The organism is Shewanella sp. ANA-3, from assembly GCF_000203935.1.
Lineage (GTDB): Bacteria > Pseudomonadota > Gammaproteobacteria > Enterobacterales > Shewanellaceae > Shewanella.
This window is the reverse complement of sequence record NC_008577.1, coordinates 3,178,978-3,204,809: the sequence shown is the minus strand read 5'-3', so window position 1 is coordinate 3,204,809 and position 25,832 is coordinate 3,178,978. Positions and strand designations below refer to the sequence as shown.

Genomic DNA, 25,832 nt, shown 5'->3' with positions numbered 1-25,832 from the left:
TTGAGCAGGTTTTATTTCGGATCGGGAGTGCTCGCCAGTAGGTCTGCGATCCTTGCTTGAAGAGTGGGGAGGTGTTCGTGCTCAAACTCGGGATGCTGTTTTAGCCAAAGATTGTTGCGTGGGCTTGGGTGGGGCATGACCATCAGCCTAGGCCAATGTAACGACCATTGCTCAATGGCTTGGGTTACTGTGATCTTCTTGTTCGCTTGTGGGTTCGATACCGCTATCGCTTGGGAGTTTAACGCGCCTATGGCCTGCGCGCGCGGCAGGTGGTAATCAATCGCATATTGGCCAAGGACCAGCACTAACTCTATCTGTGGCATCAAGGCTAATAACTTCGCATGCCAAGTTGCGGCGCATTCAGGGCGTGGTGGCTTATCACCCTGCTTTTTACCATTGCGTTCAATGGTTCCCGGAAAACAAAATCCCATCGGCACTATGGCAAACAGCGCGGGGTCATAAAATTGTTCCCGACTGACATTAAGCCAAGCGCGCAGCCGCTCGCCACTGGCATCGTCGAAGGGAATGCCCTTATGGTGGGTTTTTACGCCGGGGGCTTGGCCAGCAATTAAGATCCGTGCTTGGCTACTGGCTTGCAAGATGGGTTTTGCTGGCAGGGGCAATTCGGCCTGACACAGTTGGCAAGCGCGGATTTGTTTGAGCAGTTCACTTAGCTCGGCTGAGCAGTTTGGCTCGCTAGCTGGGCGCGATATGTCTGTCATCATCAAGCACCAAGTTTGCTCAATAGATGGTAGATCCAATAGCCAAAGAGCGCATAGGACGCGGCTAATACACCATAACTCAATAACTTGCTGCCCAAGGCTTTAGTGGGAGCCTTAGCATGAGAGGCTAAAGCGATATGGCCCAAGATAATGGCAAACAGGGCGCAGGGTGGCAGTAGATAACTGATGCCTAAGATGAATAGGGCACCAAGACTCAGCAGCCAGTTTGCATGTCGGTTGCTGGGCTGATTCAGTTGGCGTAATTGCAACGGTAATAAAATCAACCCAACGCCGACAATGATCATGCCGAGATTGAGTGTAAAGTCGCTCCAGGCACGGTGATCATAAAGGGTTAAGGCAAAGGCCAGCAGTGGTGCTATCAGTGCGAGCAGCACATGGCGTTTAGCAAAAATGGGATTGCGATACTGACCCGCAAAAAAGAACAAGCCCTGCATCAATGCGTTGATCAGGGTAAATCCACCCAGTCCGACGATGATAAATAAGCTCGCCGTGCCACCGCTAGAATCGAATGCCATAGCTGGGGTGGCGAACAAACTTAAGCCTATCGAGGAGGGCAGAGGCGATAAACGCCAAAAAGAGCAAGTGAAGGACGACATCTAAGATCCACTGATAGTTAACTCAATGAATTAACATCCGCTAAAGTGCCTGTAAACTCAAGGAATACCGCATCCTCGGCGCAAGTTTTGCCTCAGAGTCTGATCTTATTCAAGATTTTGGCTTCTGGAATCGCCAGAGCTTGTATCTAAGGCGCGGTGAGTTTTTGTTTTCATAACCAATAAAAAAGCCCGCAGTGCGGGCTTTTGACTATCAATAAACGCAGTTTAGAGCTTGTAACTCATGCTCAGCATTAGCATTTGTGCGGTGTAGTCATGGCTGTTGCTGCCAAAGCCTACGACGTTCCAAATACCATCAACGGCGATATCGTTGGCGGCGTCATTGTCCTTATAGTTCTCAATTTTGTAATCGAAGCGTAGCGCGAGTTTCTCAGTCGCTTGATATTGAGCATAAAAGTTAATGTTATGGACTTTGGCAAAATAGTCGCCATAGTCGCCGGTGATACCTTGTCTGACTTGAGTGTTACTGTCGGAGTCTGAGTAAGTGTAATCCAGACCTAGGCGTAACTTGTTCTCCAGCAGATTGTTGTAGCTAATACCTGCGCCAACCACATCCACTTTGTCTTCAATAAAGCCAGTCCAAGTTGGGGTGCTGTAATTGCTGCTACCCGCTTGTTCTGACTCAATGGTTTGATGGTTGTAGAAGGCTGTTGCCAGTAAGTCAGCGGTGATCATATAGCTGATATTGGCGTCATAACTGGTGTCTTTTGACTCAGTCAAGCCAATCACTGTATCGGTATAATCATCCAGCGCATAACGGGCACCGAAGTCTATGGTCAGGCTTTCGAGTGGCGTATGGGTGATGCGCGCTTCGATTTGGGTTCTGTCACGGTCAGCCAGATTGTACTTACGTAACAGGCTGTTGGTTTCAGAAGAGGTCCATTCAGACGCTTGGTATTGTGAGCCGTCACGGTTGCCGTAACTGCCTTTTACCCACATGTCCCACATGTCGAAGCTATTGACGCGCAAACGGGCCCAAACGGTGTTCTCATCCGTGCTTTCACGGTCTTGATACTCACGTTCGTCGCGCTTGAAGTCATAACCACCATCGAGCTTAATGCCGTGGGTAATGCGATAATCCGCCGCCACTTTAAAGCGCTGTGTGCGGTTATCGTAAGGGGTGTTATAGGCCACCTTACCGCTGACATTGTTGATGCTGATCTGCGTCCACTCTTCGATTGGGGTATTGTTGTCACGGTCGTAATAATCGTAACTACCACTCAAGCGAAGCGAGTTGCTGACTTTGCTCACCACTTTGAGGTTCATGCCCAGCAGATCGACTTTGGCGTCAACAGCATCCGTTGGCAGTTGATAACCGTAGCCCGAGGTCACCAGTGACTGATCTTGGCTCATTTGTCCGGTTAAAATACGGCCAGACAGTGAGTTACTGCCGTCGTTATACTGACCCATCAGCGACACTGTGTGTGACTGGTTATCGGGATCGAGTGCAATGGCACCAGAGGTTTGCGCACCAAAAGTGGGGTTGAAGGCACTGTCAAAGTTCAGCTGGTTGTATTCATTTTTGAAAATTGAACCATTGTAACTGAGCGCAGTGAACCAACGATCGCCTTTGAGTTTCACGCCCGCTTCTATGGTGTCAGTGGTGTAATCCACGGGTTCTGCCAACATCATAGATTGGTTGAAGAAGCTACCAGAGGTTTGTTTTAACCCGGTTTTTTCTTCACGCATGTAGTTCACATAGGTGCTCCACAGCGATTCACCCTGATATTCGAACCCAAGGCCTGCACGTTCACGTTTCAGTGATAACTCGAGGCTGTTGAGGCTGTCCATCAATAGTGGCATTTGGCTGCTCGAACCTGCGGTAACCCAGTTATCGGGCAAGGTCAGGTTATTGCCGCCGATACCAGAATAGGGCGAGAGGGCGCTATTGCTATCGTAGGTGGCAATTTGACGGTAGTTTAGATTGATATTGTACTGGCCTTGTTTGCCCGCATTCACATCTAAACGTCCGCCATCCATGCCCAATTGATAGGCTTCAACACTGGCGCGGTAACCTTTTTCACCACGGTAGGCAAGGTCTGCATCGAACTTGCCCGCGACTTCGTTTTTAGAACCAAAGGCATTGGCAGAGCGAATATCCTCTTCGCCATTGTAACCGACGCCGACACCGACAGTGCCAGATACACCGGTTTCAACCACGCAGCCTTTACAGCTCCACGCTGAGAGTTTCACTTTGTCGGTATTGGCATTGGCGAGACCATAACCATCGGCAGCTACGGCGAAACCTGTGTTGGCTAATAACGCTAGAGTGATCAAATTGAGTTTGAATTTCATCTTCTCGTCTCCTTAGCGCTGTAATAGCTTGCCAGATGGATGGTTAGAACCATGGACCTGACTATGGCAATTTAAGCAGCTTCTTCCACCCGTAAAGGCATTGTCACCGACATTTGAACCTAAACCAGTGTTACCTAAATAGGCATTGCTGGCATGGCCATCGCTGGCGTGACATTGCTGACATAACTGCGGTGCACGGGTTTTCAGCATGGCATCATTCACACTACCGTGAGGATTGTGGCAAGTAACACAACTCTCAGTGACGGGTGCATGCTCCCAGAGTTTTGGGCCGCGCTTCTCGGCGTGACAGGAATAACAAGTTTCGTTAATGCTTGGCTTGTTCAGATCAGAATCTGTCATGCTCCCATGGGGATTGTGACAGTCGCTACAGGTCATTTGTGCCCATTTGAGTGGGTGACTTGAGCGTTTGTTCATATCCGCTTTTTGCTTAGTGTGGCAGCTTGTACAGACGTCCATCTCAGTGTTTTTAGATAACACAGGGTCTTTCGCGACGTGTACTTGGTGGCACGAGGCACAAGCAACATCGGCGTTGTCATGGTGACCGCCATTCCAAGACATACGCTTATCGTCTTGGTGACAGCTCATACACACGCTGTTTTGCTTGTCGGCACTTAAGGTCGATTGCTTACCAAAAGTGATCATCGGCTCGTTGCCGCCCTTGTTGTGTTGACCCATAGGTCCGTGGCAAGCCTCACATTGTAGGCCAGCCATCGGGCTCTTAGTGGAGTCAATGGCGCCGTGGACACCTTTGAAAAGGTCCATAACTTTTTCGGATTTTTTATGGCACATCAAGCAAGAGTCGGCGCCTTTGGGTGAGTAGTTGCCTTCGGCAAACTTCTTATCTAAGGTCGCTTCGACTTGCTCAGGCGTCATTTTTTCATCCCACTTGGAGGCGTGAGCGCTCGGTGCGATGGCAAATGCCATGACCGCAGACATCATCAATGCCGGCAGTAGGTTTTTCATTTTGTGGCTGTTCTTCATAATAGGCTTCCCAATTTGTCCCAACAAAATTCAAGAAAGGGGGAGCGAACTCCCCCTGCTTGGGCAAATTACATTTTCACTTGAGTGTGATCTGCAACTGTTGGGGTATGGCAGTAGAAACAGGTTTCTGACTGTGCCGCTTGGTTGGCTTGAACATAATCACCGTTCACAATCGCGCCCATATTTTCTAAGCCGTGGCCAATAGATTCTGGCGCGTGGCATGAAGTACAAGTTGCTGTGATTGGCGTGGTGTATTTACCAGCAGAAGTGGCCAGTGCACCCTTCACTTTGAACGCGTCTAAGTTGAAGTCGTTGTGGCACTGAGTACATTCTTTGATAACGCCTTGCTCACCGTGAACTACGTGCAGTTTCATTTCGAAACCACCTTTGTTTGCACCGCTAGCATAGGTACCATCTGGGGTATGACAGGCCACACAGGCATCCACACCGACGATTGGTTTACCGCTTGCGTCTTTGGCATGTGAAACTTGTTCTGTCATCACAAAGCCTGAGTGGTGACCTTTGTGTAGCTCGAAGGTATCACTGTGACAGTTTTGACAAGTGCTGAAGTTCACTGAGTTCACATGGCGCATGCTGGGTGCATTGCCTGATTTAGTACCGAAGACTAAGTCGGCTTTCATGCTGGTGGTTGTGCTATCTGCAGTACAAGCTGTCAGCGTGGTGCCAGTGTTACACATTTCTAGACCGATAAAGGTAAAGGCGGTATCAGTATCGCCAGCACCAAATGGCAGTGCAGGAGTGGTGAATACCAGTTTACCGTCAACTAAGGTCACACCATCTTGCAGTGCACCATCTTTAACGAGGTCTTTGGCTATCTTAGCAGCACCGCTACCTGGGCTCTTGTTGTAGCCCATGATCGGGAAGTTAGGACCGACGTTAGTGATCGTTTCTAAACGTTTGATCTTATCTTGTACGCTTGCTGCATCGATGGCATTACCGTCTTTATCTAAGATAGATACGGTTAATACCGCAGTATTGTCTTCTTGACCCGCGAGTGTGGCAGACATACCTAACTGAGCCATAACCGCTTTCTTCTCAGCGGTTTTGCCTGTGTGTAACTCGGCAGTCCAATTGCTGTTGTGACAAGCGATACAGTTAGAGTTATCTAACTGCTGAGAGTGGCCTTTGCCTGCGGCAAAATCAACGGCTGTATGGCAGCTGCCACAGGTGGCGGCAGTTGGGATACGTGACCAGTTGCCCCAATCAGGTGCGGCTTCGGTTTCAACGTGACAGCTTTGGCAGCTTTCTAACGAACCTAAGGTGAGGTCTTTATGTTTAGCGTGGACTAACACGTTAAATTCTTTACCTACACCCACTTTGCCAGAAGTATGGCAAGTCGCGCAGTAGTTAACATCTGAGTAAGCGCCGCCGTGTTTCACATTGGCTAAGTCTTGGTGACAAGCATTACAGCTTTCTGTGGCGACGACTTTACGGCTGTAACCCGGTGTTGCACCAGTGTCAGCGGTAAAATCAACATAAGCGTTGCTGTTAGGGACTTGTGTGCCGTCTGGTAATGGCGTGTTGTAAGCGCGGATCAGAACACGTTGCGCCAGTTGGTCGTTATAGGTGATCTTAGCGTTGGCAGTGAGATTCATCTTGAAGGTGTAGCTGTAGTGGCCGTTCTTCATGTCCACGAAGGTACCAGGACAGGTTGATGCCACATCGCAGGTTTCATCACCAAAGTATTGCCATTGAGAGGCATTACCAGCACCTGTTGCACCTTGAGGAATCAGCTGAGCAGCAGCAAAGCGCATTTTTTGCAGGCCAACTACGGGCAAATCGTCTTCGTTGGTGACGGTGAATTCAACACTAGGAACACCGTTAGTCACTACTGATTTGTTAAAGGTAAAATTGAGTTTTTGAATAGCGGGAGCTGGCTCGCCACCTGGCTCACCGGGTTTACCATCATTACCATCGCTTCCACCACAGCCAGTTAAGGCCATAGTGACGGCACTTGCTGCGAGCAGCAGTGCGAATTTTGATTTTTGTACGTTCATCATTTTTTTCCCTGCATAGGTTTGGCATTACTTAACTGCTTATCTCCTGCGCCCGACAGATTCTTTGTCTGTGCTTTGGTCTCGAAGGCAACTTAAGTGGATGCTGGAAATAGAATTCCCCAAGGAAAGGCTAACCTAACATGCCCCTAAAATCTTCAAGGCCTTTGCTAATGTGTGACTTGGATCTTTCTATTTCTAAAGAGGTAGTTAAACCACAGGGGAAAAACAAATTTAGATCAAAAAAACGGCGGATTGTGAGGTGGAAAATAAAAAAGAGAGAGGGGGGACCTCTCTCTTTTTGTCCAGTCTCTTTAATCGCTAAAGAGGTGGTTTATTTAGTTACCGTGTGCTTCGCGTAACTGAGTTGGAGTATGGCAAGTTGCACAGCTTTCAGACGCACGGGTTTGAACATCCGCTGCACTGGTACCATTTAAGATACCGCCGTTAGCTTCAATGTGAGACTTAGTTGCATCAGACAGATACTTTTGGTGACAGCTTAAACATGCACCCGCATCTGAAGATACCCAAATATCCGCGCCACTATTGGTGATATCGCCATAGCGCCATACACGCTCAGGAGCACGTCCTAGGGTGATACCTTTATCAGTGTGACAGGTTGAGCAATCGGTCTTGAGTACAGTACCTGATTGAACGCCCGCATACTTGAGGTAATGGCCTTCACGTTCGTGGGCTTTCCAAGCAAAGCTGGTTGGGATCTTGCCGCCTGGATAGGCTGCATCATTCTTCAAGGTCTTATCCGATGTATGACAAGTTTGGCAGTTTACGCCGTTGTCATAGTGGTGGATTTCCTGATTGTGACAGCCTTGACACTTAGTTGGATCGATGATTTCACGACGTGTTTTAGCGGTTGCAGCGCTATCTACACCTGTGTCTTTCCAAACGAAGTGGTAAGGGGCTTCTTTCACGGGCACTTTGCGCACGTTCGCCAGACTACAATCGGTTGGAACGATTTCGGCAACACCGTAACCACCGCTGTTGAAACACACTTCTAATGTAGACCAGAGTTCAAAGGTTTTACCGTTAGCATCCGCTGGCAGGTTGAACTTAGTGCCAGTTAATGTATAGGTTTTGGTCGCTTCGTTGTAAGTGCCTTCGCTAAGTGCGATACGACGGTTGCTGTAAGAGGCGTCAGCATAGCTTGGGTAATCTTTATCAGAATCCCATGCCACTACAACGCGTGAGCCTTGGTTTACAAGTGCTTTATCGATAGCGTTGCCATCTTTATCAACCACTTGAACATCAAAGGTAATCTTACCTGTATCATTCACACCCACATTGCTGAACTTGATGCCCATTGCTTGAGTATCAGAATAGGCTTTCAGTACATCACCATGGCGTTTGGCCGCGCTGCCAGTACCGCCGTAAGGCTCAGTAGCATTGTGGCAAGACGTACAATCTGTGCTGCTGTGGTGTGAAGATGGTTTTTCGGTGTGACAAGCAATACAAGCTTGATTGCTTAAATCGGCTTTGAAGAGGTCTGCATTCGCAGGCGCGCCCGCACCTTCAACGTGACATGCAGAACAGTCCGCGGCAGGTTTCAATGGGAAGCCTACTTTGCCGTAGTCGTGTAATGAACCACCGTAACCAACAATCTTGTAAGGTGCTGGAACTTCTGCGCCTGTCTCATCGAAGGTATGACGCTCACCACCTTTGTGGATAGCGTGGATCATGTAAGTGAATTCAATGCTATTGCCTGATTCTGGGTCGCCAGAAGTTGCAGTATGGCAAGAGGCACAGTTTTCAAGATCAATACGACGGCCACCATGCAGCTCTAAGCTTTCTGGTTGGTGACAGGTGTAACAGGCTTGAATAGAAACCACATTGCGGGTTTGAATGCCTTCAGTCTTGCCTGTAGAGGGTTGCCAATCAAAATGGGCGTTGGCCACAACCTGTGGTAAATCAAGTTCCATTGTGGCGCGTTGAGTCGCGTCGGCACTGTAAGTGACGGTGAGTGGCTCAGTTACATTGGCAATATTGGCCTGATAGGTGTAGCTATAACTACCGTCACCGTGGTCAACTAAGCAAGTGTCGCATTTATTTGCCGCTTCAACGTTGGCTTGGAACTGGGCCGATGGATTAAGGTTATCTACACCTGATGGAACAGTGCCTGGCTCTTTTTTGGCATTGATATAGGCTTGCCATTGATAGCCACGATCCGCTGGTTTAGCTGGATCGTCCGTTGCTTCAGTCACATGGGTGAGCTGAGCAATACCGAATCGTAAATCGTGATCTTTCGTTAAGCCGAGTACGGCCACACCATTGGCATTTTCCAATGTAAAATCAACGGTGACTTTGCCAGCATCAACAGTGGCATTTGTGAATTTCGCTTTTAACGTTGAGGTTGAGTCGATATTAACACCAACAACGCCTGGTTTACCGTCTTCACCATCTTTACCGTCACTGCCACCGCAACCAGTGAGAAGAAGTGAAAGTAAACCGGCACCCAACATCGCTTTTGTTGCGGTATTGAAATTGAACCGTTTCATCATGATATTTCCCTGCAATAGTTTTATTCATCATTAAGCGCTTAGCGAATAAGAATAAATCTCATTAACCGCATTTAATGTGTGGAATTAGATCCCACCTGTAAGGCTAACTAAGTCATTGGTATTTATCAGTCACTTTAAGCGGGTAATGTGATTGAGATCTGACTATTTCTTTAGAGGTAGATGACTGCATAGTATGAGTTCCTTTTATATCTGCAGTAGCAGGCCTTTCGGCCTGCATCATAGGGTTATTTAATAGGGTGGACTTTCAATACGTCGGCGACAGCGCCTTGTCCATGGCAGAAAGCACAGGTTTCTGTACCTGCGGTGGCATCGGCTTTTGTTCCCGCAAATACCGCACCTTGCTGCATCATATGGTTATGGGTGGTATCACTTGAGTGACAGTTACTGCACACCGCGGCAATTGGACTCGTGAAGGTGCCGTTGTTTAGCGCAAGTGGTTGAACCGCCGCGTTTAAGGGCAGGGCAACCGTTGAAACTCCCGCCGCATCTTTGATATGGCATTGAGCACAATTACCGATTTTGCCTGGGTAGTTGAGGTCCTCAAAACCGGCAAATTGGCTGGTATGGATCCCATGGATTAACTGCTTAAAGTCAAAGGAGGTAATGGAGGGATTTGCCGCCGTGGCGTCGGCCTGCATATTCGGATTGTGGCAAAGTTGGCATTGGCCAGCTAAATCGTTGCGTGCGCCATGAATATTCAGTTGTTGATCGCCGTGGCAGCTAGCGCAGTTGGCATTGCTAATGACCTCGCGTCTGCCAGTGGCACTTAAGGCTGACATATCAAAGTAACTGTGGCTTGCCTTGATAACCAGAACTTCGGCAAGTTCAGTGCTGCAATCCACTAATACTTTATCTTTGGCGCAAACTCGACCTTGAATCGCTAAGCCGCCGTGGTCGGCCTCAGTTCCCGCCGGAACCGTGAGACCCGAAATGGTATAAGTGTAAGTGCCGTTGCTGCCAGAGACTGGCGTGGACTCAGGCAGACGAATTGAGCGCGCGGAGCGGGTACTGTAATCGAAACTGGTTCCCCAGTTAGCATAGACCCTTAGGTCGCTGATAAATTTGAGCTTATCTGCGCTCTCACTGTATACAGTACCAGTTGCTGGATTGCTTAGCGTCACGGCAACGGTCACTGTGCCATTGGCATCCATGCTTGCGCTACTGATGCTTGGACTAAACTGGGCTAACGCGGCCATTTGATCTTCATTGCCGTGTACGCTGGCGGTCCAATCGGCATTATGGCAGGCAACACAATTGCTATTATCTGCTTGCGCAGGGTGGCCTTGGCCCGCAGGGAAATTGATTTGGGTATGGCAGGCTCCACAAGCTTCCATAGTGGGCACCCTATGCCAGTTTTGACGCTCGGCTAAATCAGGATTATCGACGTGGCAAGTCTGGCAATTACTGATGGATTGAGGGAATCCCGTTAAGTGTTTGCTGTGGATCATTTGCGGGAAAATATCCGCAGGATTGCTGACTTTTTTACTGTTATGGCAAGTTACGCAGGTTTCAACTTGGTTGTAGCGTCCACCATGGAACGCCAAATTACTGTGGCAGCTATTACAGGTTTCAATGGTAACTAAGTTACGGGTGTAGGCTAGGGTATTACCCGAGGTTTGCCAATCGTAGTGTTGATTGGTAATGGGGAGCGCCGTGCCATCGGCTAATGCATCGCCGCCAAGTTTGATGACGACTCGCTGGGTGGCATCGTTAAGGAATGTCACACCATTCATGCCGTTAAATGTGGCACTAAAACGATAACTGTAATGGCCGTTTTTATGGTCGACAAATGTGCCAGGGCAAGAAGCGGCGCACGTTTCAGAGGTAAAATGTTGCCACTCACTGCTATTGCCTGCACCTGTCGCGCCCTGAGGCAGTAATTGCGCCGCAATGAAGGTGGCCGAGGGAATACCAATCACGGCTTCATCATCTTGGTTGCTCACCTGATAATCGACTTGGGCGATGCCGTCGGTCACGGCGACTTTATCGACCATGATGTTCAGGCTAGTGATCGTCATCGCGGGTGGTTTACCTGGCTCACCGGGTGAGCCATCGTTACCGTCACTGCCACCACAGGCGGTAAGCAGGGTGGTTAAGGCCAGTAACAGACTGAATTGTGTGCTAAATCTTGCAAACTTGTTCATATTTCTATCCTTGGAATACGCTGTCAGTGCCTAAGTTACATTTGGTAGCTTAAGGTCAAACCTAAGTAATGAGCATTGTAGTCGTGGCTGATATCGCCAAAACTGAGCACATTGGGGACTGTGTCCCAAGTGGTGTTTTGGTTTTGCCAGTTTGCATCTTGATATTTCTCGAACAACCAATCGAAGCGTAACGACATACTGTCGGCCAGTTTATATTTGGCATAGGCGTTAATATTGTGCTTGCGGCTGTAATAGTCACCGTAGGGACTGTTGATACCGTAGGTGACTTCGGTGTCGCTTTGGCCGTCGGAGTAGCTGTAGTCCAAGCCCAAGTCTAAACGATTATCCAACAGGTTTTGATAGGCGATACCCGCGCCAATCAGGGTCGATTTCTCTTCAGATGTGCTGTACCAATCTGGGGTTGAGAAACGGTTGCTTCCGGCCTGATCGGAGTCGCGCCAGTCTTGGTTGAGATAGCCGTTGACACTCAAATTATCGCTAATCAAATACTGTGCTGAGACGTCATAGCCAAGGTAAGAGACTTGGGTGAGCCCGACCAATGTGTGGTCATAGTCATCGTCGATACTGTGTAAACTCGCGCCTACTGATAAGCCGATATCACTTTGATAATCTGTGTGTAGGGTGATTTTTTGACGTTTCCTGTCCGCGAGATAGGATTTACGCAGCCAAGGGTTGCTCGGACTTTGGGTGCTGGTCACTGGATCGTATTCACTGCCATTGCGGTCTAATGCTTCTCCCTTTAACCAAGCAGACCAAGCAGGTGAATAACGGTAGCTGAGTTTTGCAAACAGCCCCGATTCGTCAACGGATTGCCTGTCTAGTTCAGAATAGATAACTTCATCACGACTATATCCCGCCTCAGCATAGGCTGACGGAGTTAGGCGGTATTTTCCTTTAAGGTCGAATTGTTTGCTGCGTTTATCGTAGAGGCGATTTTGTTCTGCACCTTGATGAAAACTGTCGGTCACGACCTGTGGAAAATCCAGTTGAGCCGTCTTGTTTTCCCTGTCTTGATAGTTATAACTGGCTTGAACACTCAAATCCTGTGTGATGCGGCCTGAATACTTAAGCACCATATCTAGGATGTCCACTTGGGCATCTAAATTATCGGTTGGCAGTACAGGGGAGGGGCCATTAATGGTCGCGGGAAGAAAAGCTTCATCCTGTGACATTTTGCTGATACCTGCGTGCATTAGGATGTTATGGCCATTTTGGCCACCACTGGCCTCGGCGGCGATCCGATAGGCCTTGTTATCAGGGTCAACAGCATTTTGCCCAAAGTAGGCCGCACCAAATGTGGGCGTATAGGCCGATTGCCATAGCAGCGCCTGATGGTCATTCTTGTATTGGCTTATCTGGCTGTTTATGCCCGCTTGCCAGCCTGCGCCGCCAAAATAGACTCTGGCATCGATTTCATCTGTGCTGTCATCGATTGGCTGCGCCAACATCACACTGTTAGTGAGAATATTTGCGCTGGTCTTTTTCGCGCCGCTGCGGTTTTCATGCTGGTAGTTTACCGAGGCTTTGTAGCGGCTGCTCGATGAGATATGGCCAGCATAGTAACCGCCGAGGTTGAATCTATCCCGCGTAATGCTTAAGTCCTGCTCGATTAAACTCGATTGCAGTAACGGCATGGATTGGGTCGTTGCTCCCTCAACCCAATTTTCAGGCAAGAGCATCTTATCGTTATCGGTGAGATAAGGGCTTTTTAGCTGATTGTATTGGTAATTGGCGAGCCCTTTATAACCTAATTGAATTTGATAGTGCCCAGGTTGGCCTGTGGTGAGCTTGGCTGAACCCGTATCAAATCCCAGTTTATCGGCCTCTAGCCTTGTTTGGTAACCACTCTCAGCTTGGTATTGCATATTGGCGCCCACGGCACCGACCAAGCCATCCTTATCCGTGCCAGTTCGATTACCAAAACGGCTATCTTCGCCGTCATTATAGGCGAGCGTGGCGCTGACGTTGCCTTGGCGCCCCGTCTTTGCCTGGCATTGCTTACAGCTCCAAGCCTCACTTTTTATGCCACTACGATTCGCTTTTTGGATTTCATATCCTTCAGCATGGGCCGTGTTGAGGACGCCACTAATCGCCCAAGCCAGTAATGTGAGTGAGAAACAAGCTTTAGGAGTCGATATGTTCATTATTTGCATGATCATTCCCTTGTTATCTCTGGAGTAACTTGCCGGATGGATGGTTTGAACCATGCACTTGTCCATGGCAATTCATACAGGAATTACCCGAGGTGAAGGCGTTGGTTTGATTACCAAAGTAAGCATTACTGCTGTGGCCATCGGAGGCGTGGCATTGTTGGCATAACTGTGGCGGTTTGCTGATAAGCATGGATTCGTTGACGCTGCCGTGGGGGTTATGGCAGTTCGCGCAATTATCGGTGACTGGCGCATGTTCCCACAATTTAGGACCGCGTTTTTCAGCGTGGCAGCTGTAACAGTTTTCGTTGACGCTCATTTGCTTCAGACTGGCATCATTTAAACTGCCATGGGGATTGTGGCAATCGCTACAGACCATTTGTTGCCATTGCAATGGATGGGATGAGCGTTTGTGCATATCCGCTTTTTGCTGGGTATGGCATTGGGTACAAATCGCCACTTCGTTGGCTTTGTCGCTGATAGGGTCTTTTGCTACGTGTACTTGGTGGCAGCTACTGCAGGGGATATCGGCATTGTCATGGTGATTGCCTTTCCACGCGATGCGTTGATCGTCGTTATGGCAACTCATGCAGACACTGTTTTGTTTTTGCGCGGGAACGGGGGAATTCTGGCCGAAGGTGATCATCGGCTCTTTGCCGCCCTTGTTATGATTACCGAGCGGGCCGTGGCAAGCCTCACACTGTAAATCGGCCATGGGGGAATCTTTGATATTAGGATTGCCATGTACGCCATCAAAAATAGCCATTACAGTGGCACTTTTCTTATGGCACATCAGGCAAGTGTCAGCCCCTTTGGCCGAGTACTTACCTTCGGCAAATTTTTTGTCCAAAGTCGCGACGACCTCCTCGGGGGGCTTGTCATCCCAAGGTGTCGCTAACGTTGAAAGGCTGAGTATCGATAACATCACAGCAAGCATAACCTGAGTTATGCTTTTGAACTTTAACCCAATATCCATGTTCATCTATTCCCGAGTGCGTTTTATTTGTTATTTTTCAAGCTTTCGACATCGCTAATTTAGCTGATTAATACTAGAACAAATTTGCGACAATCGCGTAACATTTTTGTGGGCATTGACAGTAAAGAAGGATGATTTTGCTCGTGATAAATAACGAAGTGTGATCTTGTTCTCACTTTGGTTTGTGGGGCACTCGTTTACAGCTCGTTGACTTTTACTCTAACTTGCACAGCGTGATGTACCTTTAAGGGGATTTTTATTTTTGGTCAGGCGTTTATTCATTGAGATTTTTGTCACATAATACTCAACACAATTGAAAACTATTATCGTTACCAGTCATAAAGCTTGATCTAGGTAAAGTTATTAGAGCCATCGCTCAGATACAATGGGCGCAGTTTTTCAAGCTGAAGCTGTTACAAGGTGAAATAGGTAATGAAGTTAAGCGAACTCAGTCCCGGTGACCGTGGCATTATTTCTGAAATCGGGCGATTAGATCTGCCGCAGACAGTGAAGCGTAAATTATTATCCATGGGTATCACCCCAAATACACGATTTTCGTTGATCCGCAGAGCGCCAATGGGCTCTGGTTTAGAGTTGGATATTCGTGGCAGTAAGCTTTGTATGCGCAGAGATCTGGCAGACATCATAGAGGTGGAAAAGGCGAATGACTAAGCAGTTTCATTGCGTCACTGTTGGTAACCCAAACGCGGGAAAATCAACACTCTTTAACGCGCTAACGGGCGCGAATCAACAAGTAGGCAACTGGTCCGGTGTGACCGTTGAGAAAAAAACCGGTCATTTTACCCTTAATGGCGCCGACGTTTATTTAACCGACTTACCCGGCATTTACGATTTACTCCCTGCGGGTAACAGTTGTGATTGTTCCCTCGATGAGCAGATTGCTCAGCAGTACCTCGCCGAACAACGTGTCGATGGCATCATCAACTTAGTCGATGCGACCAATATTGAGCGTCACCTCTATTTGACGGCACAGCTTCGCGAGCTGTCTATTCCTATGGTGGTGGTATTGAATAAAATCGATGCGGCCATCAAGCGTGGGATCCGTGTCGATTTAAAGAAAATGAGCCAAGAGTTAGGTTGTCCTGTGATTGGCGTGTGTTCTCGCGACCCTGCCGATGTGGCCAAAGTGCAAGCGCAGGTATTGGACTTACTCCAAGGCCGCGTATCAGAAGCACCTTTAATACTCGATTACGACGAACAAATTGAAGCGGGTGTGCAACTCCTTTGCAGTAAAGATCCCAACTTAAGCCGTGGCCGCGCCTTGGCGATGTTAGGTAATGGTTCTGGTTGTGGCAGTTGTAAAAACGCTGAACTGCAGGATGAAGTGAATACTTGCACCCAGCAAATTGCGCAGCAAGGGCATGACATCGAAGTACTGGTCGCCACGACACGTTTTAACTTTGTCGAGCGTGTATTCCAGGGTTCAGTGAAAGCGGATGGCTTCCTAACCTTAAGTGACAAACTCGATAAATTAGTTTTACATCCCGTACTTGGCATTCCGGTGTTTTTATTTGTCATGTATCTGATGTTTATGTTCAGCATCAACATTGGCAGTGCGTTTATCGATTTCTTCGATGTGTTTGTCGGGGCATTGCTGGTAGACCATTTTGGTGCATTGCTTGGCAATATCGGCGCGCCGGCCTGGCTTGTGACGATTCTTGCGGGTGGTGTCGGTCAAGGTATTCAAACCGTTTCAACCTTTATTCCGGTTATCGCAGCGCTATTCCTCGGTTTATCTATTCTTGAAAGTTCAGGCTATATGGCCCGCGCGGCCTTCGTGGTGGATGGCTTAATGCGCCGTATTGGCCTACCGGGTAAAGCCTTCGTACCTATGATTGTGGGCTTTGGTTGTTCGGTGCCAGCCATTATGGCGACCCGTACCTTAGGCAGTGAGCGTGAGCGTATCGTGACAGGTATGATGGCTCCTTTTATGTCCTGCGGTGCGCGTTTACCTGTGTATGCGCTATTTGCGGCGGCCTTCTTCCCTGATTCTGGTCAAAACCTAGTGTTTTTACTGTATGTGATTGGGATTTTTGCGGCGATTGGTACTGGATTATTACTGCGTAGCACCTTATTACCCGGTACTAGCAGTGCGGTGGTGATGGAGCTGCCAAGCTATGAACTGCCAAAATTTAAAGCCGTGATGGTGCGTACCGGTAAGCGGACTAAGAGCTTTATCTTAGGTGCGGGTAAAACCATCGTACTTGTGGTAACCCTGCTGAACTTTATCAATGCGATTGGGGTTGATGGCACTTTTGGCCATGAAGATAGCCAAGCGTCACTCTTAAGTGTGGCGAGCCAAAAGGTGACTCCTATCTTTGCTCCAATGGGGATTGAGCAAGATAACTGGCCTGCGACTGTGGGTATTATCACGGGTATTTTCGCTAAAGAAGCGGTAGTCGGTACACTCAACAGCTTATATACCAATGCTGCTCATGACGATGGCGAATTAACACCATTGGCTGACAGTTTCAGCGAAGCATTGGCGACGATTCCTGCTAACTTATTCGGTTTGGATTTAGAAGATCCACTTAAGTTATCTGTGGGTGATGTCTCGAGTACCGATGTTGCCGCAGAGGCGCAAGGTGTCGCAACATCAACCTTTAGTGCCTTGCAGTCAGGCTTCACCACTACGGTCGCGGCGTTTGCTTATCTGCTGTTTATCTTACTCTATACTCCTTGTGTCGCCGCGATGGGCGCCTTAGTGAATGAGTTTGGTACTCGCTGGGCAACCTTTGCTGCCACTTGGACATTCTCACTGGCCTACGGCAGTGCAACCATTGCTTACCAAGCGGCGACCTTTGGCGCACATCCACTGCAATCGAGTCTGTGGATTGGTTTCTTCCTCGTGGCGCTTGTGGTGTTCTATCTGTGGCTCAAACGTAAGGGCCGTAGAACCCAACAGATCATTCCAGGCGTTAGGATCATTACCGAGTAACCGCTGAGTAATAAATGTCAGCTTAGTAATGACAAAGATAAAAGCAGCTTTCATGGCTGCTTTTATTGTTTTACTATCCATGCCATAAACCATAGTTTTTTATACTGGGCATTGTAACTGGCCGAGATCTGTAGGATCATGCGGGTTTTGTTAAAATTGCCATTGTTCGCAAAGAGGAATTCCATGAGTCATGTGGACACTGAAGTACGTCCGAGTAACTTTATCCGTAATATCATTGATGAGGATCTGAAAAGCGGTAAGCACACCAGTGTGCAGACGCGTTTTCCTCCCGAGCCAAATGGTTATCTGCATATTGGTCATGCTAAGTCTATCTGTTTGAACTTCGGCATCGCGCGCGATTACCAAGGCCTTTGTAATTTACGTTTTGATGATACCAATCCTGAAAAAGAAGACATCGATTATGTGAATTCTATTCAGGCGGATGTGCGTTGGTTGGGATTCCAGTGGGATGGTGAGGTTCGTTATTCCTCTAACTATTTCGACCAATTACACCAATACGCGGTTGAGTTGATCAATAAAGGCTTAGCCTATGTGTGTTTCCTCAATGCCGATGAAACCCGCGAATACCGTGGCACCTTAAAAGAGCCGGGTAAAAACAGCCCGTACCGTGACACTTCCGTTGAAGAAAACCTGCAATTGTTTGAAAAAATGCGTAAGGGTGAATTCAAAGAAGGTGAGTGTGCGCTGCGTGCCAAAATCGACATGGCATCGCCTTTCATGTGTATGCGCGATCCGGTGATTTACCGTATTCGTTTCGCTCACCATCATCAAACGGGTGACAAGTGGTGCATTTACCCAATGTACGACTTCACTCACTGTATTTCTGACGCGCTGGAGCACATTACTCACTCGTTATGTACGCTTGAGTTCCAAGACAACCGTCGTCTTTACGATTGGGTTCTCGACAATTTAGATGATTTTCAAGCGCCGAACCGTACCCGTCAGTACGAATTTTCTCGCTTAAATCTTGAATATACGCTGATGTCTAAGCGTAAATTAAATGACTTAGTGACGCGTAAGTTAGTTTCTGGATGGGATGACCCACGTATGCCAACAATTGCTGGCCTGCGTCGTCGTGGTTATACCCCAGCGTCTATCCGCGAGTTTTGCCAACGTATTGGTATCACTAAGCAAGAAAACATGATTGAAGCGGCAATGCTGGATGCTTGTATCCGTGAAGAGCTTAACGAGCATGCGCCACGTGCGATGGCCGTACTGCGCCCATTAAAAGTCGTGATTGAGAACTACCCAGAAGGTCAAATCGAGACGATTCAAGCGGCTTCTCACCCAAGCGATGAAAGCATGGGCACACGCGAACTTGCCTTTGGCCGCGAACTGTATATCGATGTGGCGGACTTCAGAGAAGAAGCCAATAAGCAGTACAAGCGTCTAGTGATGGGCAAAGAAGTGCGCCTGCGTAATGCTTATGTGATTAAGGCTGAGCGTTGTGACAAAGACAGCGAAGGCAATATCACCACGGTTTACTGTAGCTACGATGCGGATACCTTGGGTAAAAACCCTGCCGATGGTCGCAAGGTAAAAGGCGTAATCCATTGGGTTGAAGCGACTACGGCCAAACCTGCGGAATTCCGTTTATACCAACGCTTGTTCACGGATCCAAATCCTGCAGCAGCAGAGACCGTGGATGAAGTGCTTAACCCTAACTCACTTGAAGTGGTTAATGGTTTAGTTGAGGCAAGTCTTGTTAATGCGCCAGCGGAAAAAGCATACCAGTTTGAACGTGAAGGTTATTTCTGTGCTGACAATAAAGACTCATCTGCCGAGCATTTAGTCTTTAACCTAACAGTTGCACTGCGTGACTCGTTTGAATAGTAAGTCGTTCGCCGCGATAATCGCGGCTGCGCTATGATGCATTACTGTCGCTGCTAGCAACAAACAGCATCAACGAATAAAAAGGCCCTTAGTGATATAAAACCTAAGGGCCTTTGCTTTTTACATCTTTTAGATTTCACCATTTTTATCAGCTGTTATCGCTTCTTTTAAGCCATCTGTTGCATGTCGACTAAACGTCTACTTATACCTTATTGGTACATAGGACCAAAGCCAATACTCCAGAGGATTACGCTGGTGGCCATTAGACCGACCAAGAGCACTAAACCCGCAGTGACCATAGAGCTGGCGTAAATAAAGCCTTTCTCTTCAGGGATATTCATAATGATGGGTACACCTGCGTACAGCAGATAAACCGAGTAGGCTAAGCCAACCAACCCAACAATCATAATAAACCAGAGTACCGGGTAGAGGGCTGCCAGACCGACCATAAACAGCGGTGTTGCAGTGTAGGATGCGAGTTCTAATGCCTGGGTGAAAGTTGGTTGGGCATCGAAGGTTTTGGCCATCCAGTAGGCTAAATAGGCGAGGGCAAAGACGCCCGCAATCAGTCCAAAGTACATGCCAACGGACATAAACATGGCGCTTTGTGGTGTGAGATAAATCGGATCGCCCGAACCCGGATTCCAACCAATATATGCGGTGGCGATAAAGCTACAGACAGCCGGAATGAGTGCGATGAGAATAACGTGACTTAAACTACTTTTGAGTGCCTCGTGATTCTTCTCAATCGCGTGCCACTCTTGTTTTGGATGAGTGTATAACCCCATTAAGTGATTCAGTATCATTATAATTATCCTTGTTCAGCATTGATGATGGCTCGCCAAACGTCAGACGAGCTGACAACAGCTCTACAATCAGGGTTAAACGCTCTCCTATCCCTCAACGCCCGACTGTGTACACTCCGAATTGAGACGCTATGTGATCAGGATCTCAGTTCTTAAGGTGTAGATTATTTATTGAACAAAAAGTTCATCTCGTCAAGTTTACTGCGGTGTAAAGCTATAGCTTGTCGATAATTACGCGTAAAATATGACGATATTTTTTTAATGATTTTGAGTGATCCCATGCAGCAATTATTGGCACCTGTTCATGCGTTTCTTCGTTGTGAGACGCCGCAAACTTGGATTGATATGGCACGAGCCTCTGCCTCGTTAGATGAACTCTTAATCGACCACTGTAATTGTGAGCTAAAAGCGGCGCAGACTGCGATGTTCTTGTTGAGGCGATACGCCTTGGATAAAGACAGCGGGCAATCGCTATTGGCGTGGGCAAAACCCTATGAGGAATTTGTTTATCACAAGGATCGCGATATCGAGCTATTTTTAGCTCGCGATGTCAAAAAGAACGAGCTGGTTGCCAATCTACAGCCGAATCAACATTTTGCTTTTGCTCAGGATCTTATTCCGCCACTGATCCGTTTAATAAAAGAAGAATTCCATCATTTTGAGCAAGTGCTGGAGCTGATGCATGCACGGCACATTCCGTATCGCAATATTCGTGCAGGGCGTTACGCAAAGGGCATGATGAGCCACGTGACCACCCATGAGAAGGATATTCTGCGGGATAAGTTGATTGTGGGAGCGTACATTGAGGCGCGCTCCTGTGAGCGCTTTGCCAAATTAGCGCCTTACTTGGATACAGAGTTAAGTAAGTTTTATGTGTCCTTGCTGCGCTCTGAGGCACGTCATTTTGAGGATTATCTTAAGCTGGCGCAGCTCGTTTCAACGGAGGATATTACCGAGCGGGTGGCTTATTTTGGCGAGAGGGAAGCCGAATTAATTATGGCGCCCGATGACGAGTTTCATTTCCACAGTGGTCAACCCTTAGTTGCCTAGTTGAAATAACCCTCAGTTGCCTAGTGGCAATACAAATAGCGGCCTCACCATATTCAGGTATGAGGCCTAAGCGGTTCAATGTGTTAATGGTGAGGGCGCTATAGGTGCTTAGCTGGCGTCGAAGGGCAGGCTTTTTAAATCTACGCCGTCGGAGCTGACCACCAACACACTGCCTTGCTCGTACCAATCACCGACCACAATACGTTTACAGCCGTTAGTGAACTCGTGGATGGCGGGTCTGTGGGTATGACCGTGGATCATCTGTTTACAGTGGCTCTGGGCAAATAACGCATCCACCGCACTAGGTTCCACATCCATGATGACATAGCTTTTTTGTTGATTGCTGCTTTGGCTATTACTGCGGATTTTATTGGCAATGGCTTGACGTTTTTTCTTCGGCAAACAGCTATACAGCCAACGGGCGAAGGCAAAACTGCGTAATTTGCGAAAGCGTTGGTAGGCTTTATCTAAGGTGCACAGGCTATCGCCGTGCAAGATAACCGTATTCACACCATAGAGATCTAAACAAGTGACTTCGGGCAACATTTGCATGCCCGCAACATCGGCAAATTGTTTGCCTAACATAAAGTCACGATTACCGTGAATAAAGTAGATGGGCAATCTTTGGGAGACTTGATTGAGCTTGCGCGCTAATTCGAGGGCAAAAGGCGCGGCTAAATCGTCGCCGACCCATACCTCAAATAAATCCCCCAGAATATAGAGGGCATCGGCATCATCAAGTTCTGTATCGAGGAAACGATTAAAGGCTTGGGTGATATCGAGGCGATCGGCACTTAAGTGCAGATCGCCAATAAATAAGGTCCGCATCCTAGGGAATTAGGCCGCACTGACTTTTTCAATCACAACCGCTTCTAATGGCACATCTTGGTGCATGCCACGGTTACCAGTGCTGACAGCTTTGATTTTTTCAACGATGTCCATGCCTTCAACCACTTCACCAAATACGCAGTAACCCCAACCTTGCATGCTTTCAGATTTGAAATCGAGGAAGGTGTTATCGTTGACGTTGATGAAGAACTGAGCCGTCGCTGAGTGTGGATCAGAAGTACGCGCCATCGCGATAGTACCAGTACGGTTTGATAAACCGTTGTTGGCTTCGTTTTTCACTGGCTCATGGCAACGTTTTTGGCTCATTTCAGCGGTAAAGCCACCGCCTTGGATCATAAAGCCGTCAATTACACGGTGGAAAATGGTGCCGTCGAAGAAACCTTCGTCAACATATTTCATAAAGTTTGCCACAGTCAGCGGTGCTTTTTCGGCGTTCAGTTGCAGTTTAATGTCGCCAAAATTAGTGTGTAATGTGATCATGTTTTCATACTCTCAGTAAATAGTGGCGCGATTCTAACTTATCTCGGATTGCACGCAAAGTGCAGTATTCAAAACCCTCGCCAGCGTGGTAGACTGACCCCTTGATTTTACACTCGAATCTATCATTGAAGAGAATGCCGATGTTGAAGATTTACAACAGTATTACCCGTCAAAAACAGGAATTTAAGCCAATTACTCCCGGAAAAGTTGGGATGTATGTATGCGGGGTGACCGTATACGATCTGTGTCATATTGGCCATGGGCGTACTTTTGTTTCCTTCGATATGATCGTTCGCTACCTGCGTTATGCGGGTTATGAAGTGAATTTTCAACGTAACATTACCGATATTGATGACAAAATCATCAAACGCGCCAACGAAAATCAAGAAGATTGCAATACATTAACCGATCGCTTGATTGGTGAAATGCACAAGGATTTCGATGCGCTGAATATGATCCGTCCCGATTTCGAGCCACGTGCCACTCTGCACATTGCCGAAATCATCGATATGGTTGAGCGTTTACTGGCCCGTGGTCATGCCTATGTGGCTGCCGATGGCGATGTGCTGTTCAGTGTGGCCTCTTTCCCTGAATACGGCCGCCTATCAGGCCAGAACCTGGAGCAATTACAGGCGGGTGCACGGGTTGAGGTTGACGATAACAAGCAAAATCCAATGGATTTCGTGCTGTGGAAAATGTCTAAACCGGGCGAGCCAACATGGGAATCACCATGGGGGCCGGGTCGTCCAGGCTGGCATATCGAATGTTCGGCAATGAACAGCAAGCACTTAGGTCTGCATTTCGATATTCACGGTGGCGGTTCAGATTTACAATTCCCGCACCATGAGAACGAAATTGCTCAGTCTTGCTGCGCCCATGATACGCCATACGTGAATTACTGGATGCACACTGGCATGGTGATGGTTGACCGTGAGAAGATGTCAAAGTCTTTAGGTAACTTCTTCACCATTCGTGATGTATTAGGCCATTACGACGCTGAAACCGTGCGTTACTTCCTGCTATCGGGTCACTATCGTAGCCAAATCAACTACTCAGAAGAAAACCTCAAGCAGGCACGTGCCGCCTTAGAGCGTTTATACACTGCGATTAAAGATGTTGACCTGACTGTTACAGCAGCACCTGCGGAAGAGTTTGTCGCTAAGTTTAAAGCGGCCATGGACGATGACTTTAATACGCCAGAAGCTTACTCAGTGCTGTTTGATATGGTACGTGAGATCAACCGCTTGAAAACCACCGATATGGCGCAGGCGTCAGCTATGGCTGTTGCCATGAAGCAACTGGCCGATGTGTTGGGATTATTGCACCAAGCGCCCGATGCCTTCTTTAAAGGTGAGGGGAGCGATGATGAAGTGGCAGAGATTGAAGCGCTGATCGTTGAGCGTAATCGTGCCCGCGCCGAGAAAGATTGGCCTGCGGCTGATGTTGCGCGTAATCGGTTAAATGAGCTTGGCGTAGTCTTAGAAGATGGTCCAAGCGGTACCACTTGGCGCAAGAAATAGGTTGTCGTAAGAAATAATCCCATCGCCTAAGTTAGATTCGCATCGATAATAAAAAACCTGCCAATGGCAGGTTTTTTTATTGGTCTCACGCTTTTAATTGAGCTCACGTTATTGCGTCACGGGCTACTGGAGCTTAGATGGCTAAATAGCAGGTTTAAATGCTGCGATTTACGCCATAACTTACGCCATCATTTAAGTCATTATCTACGCGATGGCGAAGCTGATTAGTCGTGATATTGCTCTGCAGCATACAGGGTATTTTCAAGTAAGCTGGCAATCGTCATAGGACCGACACCACCGGGTACTGGGGTGATAAAGCTGGCGTTTTGGGCAGCAACATCGTATTGCACATCGCCCACTAAGGTGCCGTTTTCTAAGCGGTTGATGCCCACATCGATAACAATAGCGCCGGGTTTAATCCATTCACCAGGGATAAAGCCGGGTTTACCCACGGCAACGACCACTAAATCTGCCTGACGGATTTTTTGTTCGAGATTTTTTGTAAAACGATGGCATGTGGTTGTGGTGCAGCCCGCAAGCAATAGCTCCAGTGTCATTGGTCGACCGACAATGTTTGAGGCGCCTACTACAACGGCATCTAATCCATAGGTATCTACACCCGTTGATTTGATTAAGGTCATGATCCCCATTGGGGTGCATGAACGTAATACGGGAATGCGCTGGGCTAAACGGCCAACGTTATAGGGGTGGAAACCGTCGACATCTTTATCGGGGCGAATACGCTCGATCACTTTAGAGTCTTCGATATGCGCAGGCAGAGGAAGCTGTACTAAGATACCGTCGATCGTCGGATCATCATTGAGTTCGTCGATAAGGGCTAATAATGCTTCTTCGGTATAACTGGTATCGAGATCGTAAGAGCGTGAAATAAATCCCACTTCTTCACAGGCTTTACGTTTACTACCAACATAAACCTGAGAAGCGGGATCGGCTCCCACGAGAATGACGGCTAAACCTGGTACGCGTTGTCCAGCCTCTTTGCGGGCGGTTACTTTTTCGCGAAGTTGTGTGCGGATGGATTGAGCAATCGCCTTGCCGTCGATTATTTGGGCTGTCATGGGTGTAGGATATCCTTTATATGGGCGATGGTGAAAACTGTCGTTAACACAGAGAGTGGCAATCGAGGCTATTTTAACAGGGCGTTGCGGGTGTGTCATGGTGAAAGCCGCGGCGAAATGGATAAAAACAGGCGTATTCGCCTGATAATTCAGCATCTAGTTTGAATGCTTAAAAAAATCGTTGACGGGTGCAAAGTGAGGGGCTAAGATGCGCTCCGTTCTCAAGCAGATGTGCTCATTTGCTCTGAAAACAATGATTCTCGGTGATTAGCGCAGTCCGGTAGCGCATCTGGTTTGGGACCAGAGGGTCAGAGGTTCGAATCCTCTATCACCGACCACTTTAATATTATTTGCTCATGATTATTCAGTTAATCTGAGCGTGTAATAGCAGATAACCTTAGTCAGTTATCCCACGTAGGTTAGGATACAGCAGAGTCTGTAAACCATGCGCCCGTAGCTCAGTTGGATAGAGCATCCGCCTTCTAAGCGGATGGTCGCAGGTTCGAATCCTGCCGGGCGTGCCAGTTTCAGTGGTGATTGTAGCTCAGTTGGTAGAGTCCCGGATTGTGATTCCGGTTGTCGTGGGTTCGAGCCCCATCAGTCACCCCATTTTTAAGTACTTTGAGTACAAAATAAAAAAAGCGACCTCTGGTCGCTTTTTTTATACCCTAGATTCGGCCGTAGAGGCTCGACTCTGCACAAAACGGTGGCTATAATGTCGCGTCTTGATAGATATCAACT

At 48.0% G+C, this 25,832-nt stretch carries 18 protein-coding genes and 3 tRNA genes; 8 read left to right on the top strand and 13 right to left on the bottom strand.

Annotated features, from left to right (window positions below; translation table 11 throughout):
* Positions 1-11: 11 nt before the first annotated feature.
* The 9 genes from SHEWANA3_RS14120 to SHEWANA3_RS14080 all read right to left on the bottom strand — a co-directional run bounded on the left by SHEWANA3_RS14120 (position 12) and on the right by SHEWANA3_RS14080 (position 14,500).
* Positions 12-725 (bottom strand): uracil-DNA glycosylase family protein, encoded by a 714-nt coding sequence (locus SHEWANA3_RS14120; RefSeq protein WP_011717565.1) that lies wholly within the window; start codon positions 723-725, stop codon positions 12-14.
* Positions 725-1,339: a hypothetical protein gene (locus tag SHEWANA3_RS14115; RefSeq protein WP_011717564.1), complete on the bottom strand. Its 615-nt coding sequence runs from the start codon at positions 1,337-1,339 to the stop codon at positions 725-727. The genes SHEWANA3_RS14120 and SHEWANA3_RS14115 overlap by 1 nt, the downstream gene beginning before the upstream one ends.
* A gap of 225 nt (positions 1,340-1,564) precedes the next feature.
* Positions 1,565-3,652: an MtrB/PioB family decaheme-associated outer membrane protein gene (locus SHEWANA3_RS14110; protein WP_011717563.1), complete on the bottom strand. Its 2,088-nt coding sequence runs from the start codon at positions 3,650-3,652 to the stop codon at positions 1,565-1,567.
* A 12-nt stretch (positions 3,653-3,664) separates the two neighbouring features.
* Complete coding sequence (gene mtrA / locus SHEWANA3_RS14105) at positions 3,665-4,654, bottom strand: decaheme c-type cytochrome MtrA (protein ID WP_011717562.1); 990 nt, start codon at positions 4,652-4,654, stop codon at positions 3,665-3,667.
* A gap of 68 nt (positions 4,655-4,722) precedes the next feature.
* On the bottom strand, positions 4,723-6,675 hold the full coding sequence (locus SHEWANA3_RS14100; RefSeq protein ID WP_011717561.1) for an OmcA/MtrC family decaheme c-type cytochrome: 1,953 nt from the start codon (positions 6,673-6,675) through the stop codon (positions 4,723-4,725).
* Positions 6,676-7,007: 332 nt separating this feature from the next.
* Positions 7,008-9,182 (bottom strand): OmcA/MtrC family decaheme c-type cytochrome, encoded by a 2,175-nt coding sequence (locus SHEWANA3_RS14095; RefSeq protein WP_011717560.1) that lies wholly within the window; start codon positions 9,180-9,182, stop codon positions 7,008-7,010.
* A gap of 245 nt (positions 9,183-9,427) precedes the next feature.
* Positions 9,428-11,347, bottom strand: coding sequence for an OmcA/MtrC family decaheme c-type cytochrome (locus tag SHEWANA3_RS14090; protein ID WP_011717559.1), 1,920 nt, complete (start codon positions 11,345-11,347; stop codon positions 9,428-9,430).
* Between the two features lie 35 nt (positions 11,348-11,382).
* Complete coding sequence (locus SHEWANA3_RS14085; RefSeq protein ID WP_011717558.1) at positions 11,383-13,521, bottom strand: MtrB/PioB family decaheme-associated outer membrane protein; 2,139 nt, start codon at positions 13,519-13,521, stop codon at positions 11,383-11,385.
* A gap of 13 nt (positions 13,522-13,534) precedes the next feature.
* The gene (locus SHEWANA3_RS14080) at positions 13,535-14,500 is read right to left on the bottom strand and encodes a DmsE family decaheme c-type cytochrome (protein ID WP_011717557.1); all 966 of its coding nucleotides are present in this window, start codon (positions 14,498-14,500) and stop codon (positions 13,535-13,537) included.
* A gap of 426 nt (positions 14,501-14,926) precedes the next feature.
* On the opposite strand from SHEWANA3_RS14080, the gene SHEWANA3_RS14075 reads away from it, so the two are divergent.
* The 3 genes from SHEWANA3_RS14075 to glnS all read left to right on the top strand — a co-directional run bounded on the left by SHEWANA3_RS14075 (position 14,927) and on the right by glnS (position 19,307).
* On the top strand, positions 14,927-15,166 hold the full coding sequence (locus tag SHEWANA3_RS14075) for a FeoA family protein (RefSeq protein ID WP_011623257.1): 240 nt from the start codon (positions 14,927-14,929) through the stop codon (positions 15,164-15,166).
* Entirely contained in the window at positions 15,159-17,453 is a 2,295-nt protein-coding gene (feoB, locus tag SHEWANA3_RS14070) for a Fe(2+) transporter permease subunit FeoB (RefSeq protein ID WP_011717556.1), read from the top strand. The genes SHEWANA3_RS14075 and feoB overlap by 8 nt, the downstream gene beginning before the upstream one ends.
* Positions 17,454-17,636: 183 nt before the next feature.
* Positions 17,637-19,307 carry a glutamine--tRNA ligase gene (gene glnS, locus SHEWANA3_RS14065; protein ID WP_011717555.1) on the top strand — a complete coding sequence of 557 codons (1,671 nt, stop codon included), beginning with the start codon at positions 17,637-17,639 and terminating at the stop codon, positions 19,305-19,307.
* 209 nt (positions 19,308-19,516) lie between these two features.
* Here glnS and SHEWANA3_RS14060 read toward each other — a convergent pair whose 3' ends face one another.
* Positions 19,517-20,113: a Yip1 family protein gene (locus SHEWANA3_RS14060; RefSeq protein WP_011626606.1), complete on the bottom strand. Its 597-nt coding sequence runs from the start codon at positions 20,111-20,113 to the stop codon at positions 19,517-19,519.
* A 279-nt stretch (positions 20,114-20,392) separates the two neighbouring features.
* On the opposite strand from SHEWANA3_RS14060, the gene SHEWANA3_RS14055 reads away from it, so the two are divergent.
* Positions 20,393-21,163 carry a tRNA isopentenyl-2-thiomethyl-A-37 hydroxylase MiaE gene (locus SHEWANA3_RS14055; RefSeq protein WP_011717554.1) on the top strand — a complete coding sequence of 257 codons (771 nt, stop codon included), beginning with the start codon at positions 20,393-20,395 and terminating at the stop codon, positions 21,161-21,163.
* 108 nt (positions 21,164-21,271) lie between these two features.
* On the opposite strand, the gene SHEWANA3_RS14050 is transcribed toward SHEWANA3_RS14055, so the two are convergent.
* Together SHEWANA3_RS14050 and SHEWANA3_RS14045 are read right to left on the bottom strand one after the other, a co-directional pair.
* On the bottom strand, positions 21,272-21,991 hold the full coding sequence (locus tag SHEWANA3_RS14050; protein WP_011717553.1) for a UDP-2,3-diacylglucosamine diphosphatase: 720 nt from the start codon (positions 21,989-21,991) through the stop codon (positions 21,272-21,274).
* Between the two features lie 9 nt (positions 21,992-22,000).
* On the bottom strand, positions 22,001-22,492 hold the full coding sequence (locus tag SHEWANA3_RS14045; protein ID WP_011623251.1) for a peptidylprolyl isomerase: 492 nt from the start codon (positions 22,490-22,492) through the stop codon (positions 22,001-22,003).
* 140 nt (positions 22,493-22,632) lie between these two features.
* Here SHEWANA3_RS14045 and cysS point away from each other — a divergent pair, with 140 nt between their 5' ends.
* Entirely contained in the window at positions 22,633-24,012 is a 1,380-nt protein-coding gene (gene cysS / locus SHEWANA3_RS14040) for a cysteine--tRNA ligase (RefSeq protein WP_041412675.1), read from the top strand.
* Between the two features lie 224 nt (positions 24,013-24,236).
* Here cysS and folD read toward each other — a convergent pair whose 3' ends face one another.
* The gene (gene folD, locus SHEWANA3_RS14035; RefSeq protein WP_011623249.1) at positions 24,237-25,091 is read right to left on the bottom strand and encodes a bifunctional methylenetetrahydrofolate dehydrogenase/methenyltetrahydrofolate cyclohydrolase FolD; all 855 of its coding nucleotides are present in this window, start codon (positions 25,089-25,091) and stop codon (positions 24,237-24,239) included.
* A 261-nt stretch (positions 25,092-25,352) separates the two neighbouring features.
* Here folD and SHEWANA3_RS14030 point away from each other — a divergent pair.
* The 3 genes from SHEWANA3_RS14030 to SHEWANA3_RS14020 all read left to right on the top strand — a co-directional run bounded on the left by SHEWANA3_RS14030 (position 25,353) and on the right by SHEWANA3_RS14020 (position 25,700).
* Positions 25,353-25,429 (top strand) — tRNA-Pro (locus SHEWANA3_RS14030).
* 109 nt (positions 25,430-25,538) lie between these two features.
* Positions 25,539-25,615 (top strand) — tRNA-Arg (locus SHEWANA3_RS14025).
* A gap of 9 nt (positions 25,616-25,624) precedes the next feature.
* A tRNA-His gene (locus SHEWANA3_RS14020) sits at positions 25,625-25,700 on the top strand.
* The last annotated feature ends 132 nt before the right edge of the window (positions 25,701-25,832 follow it).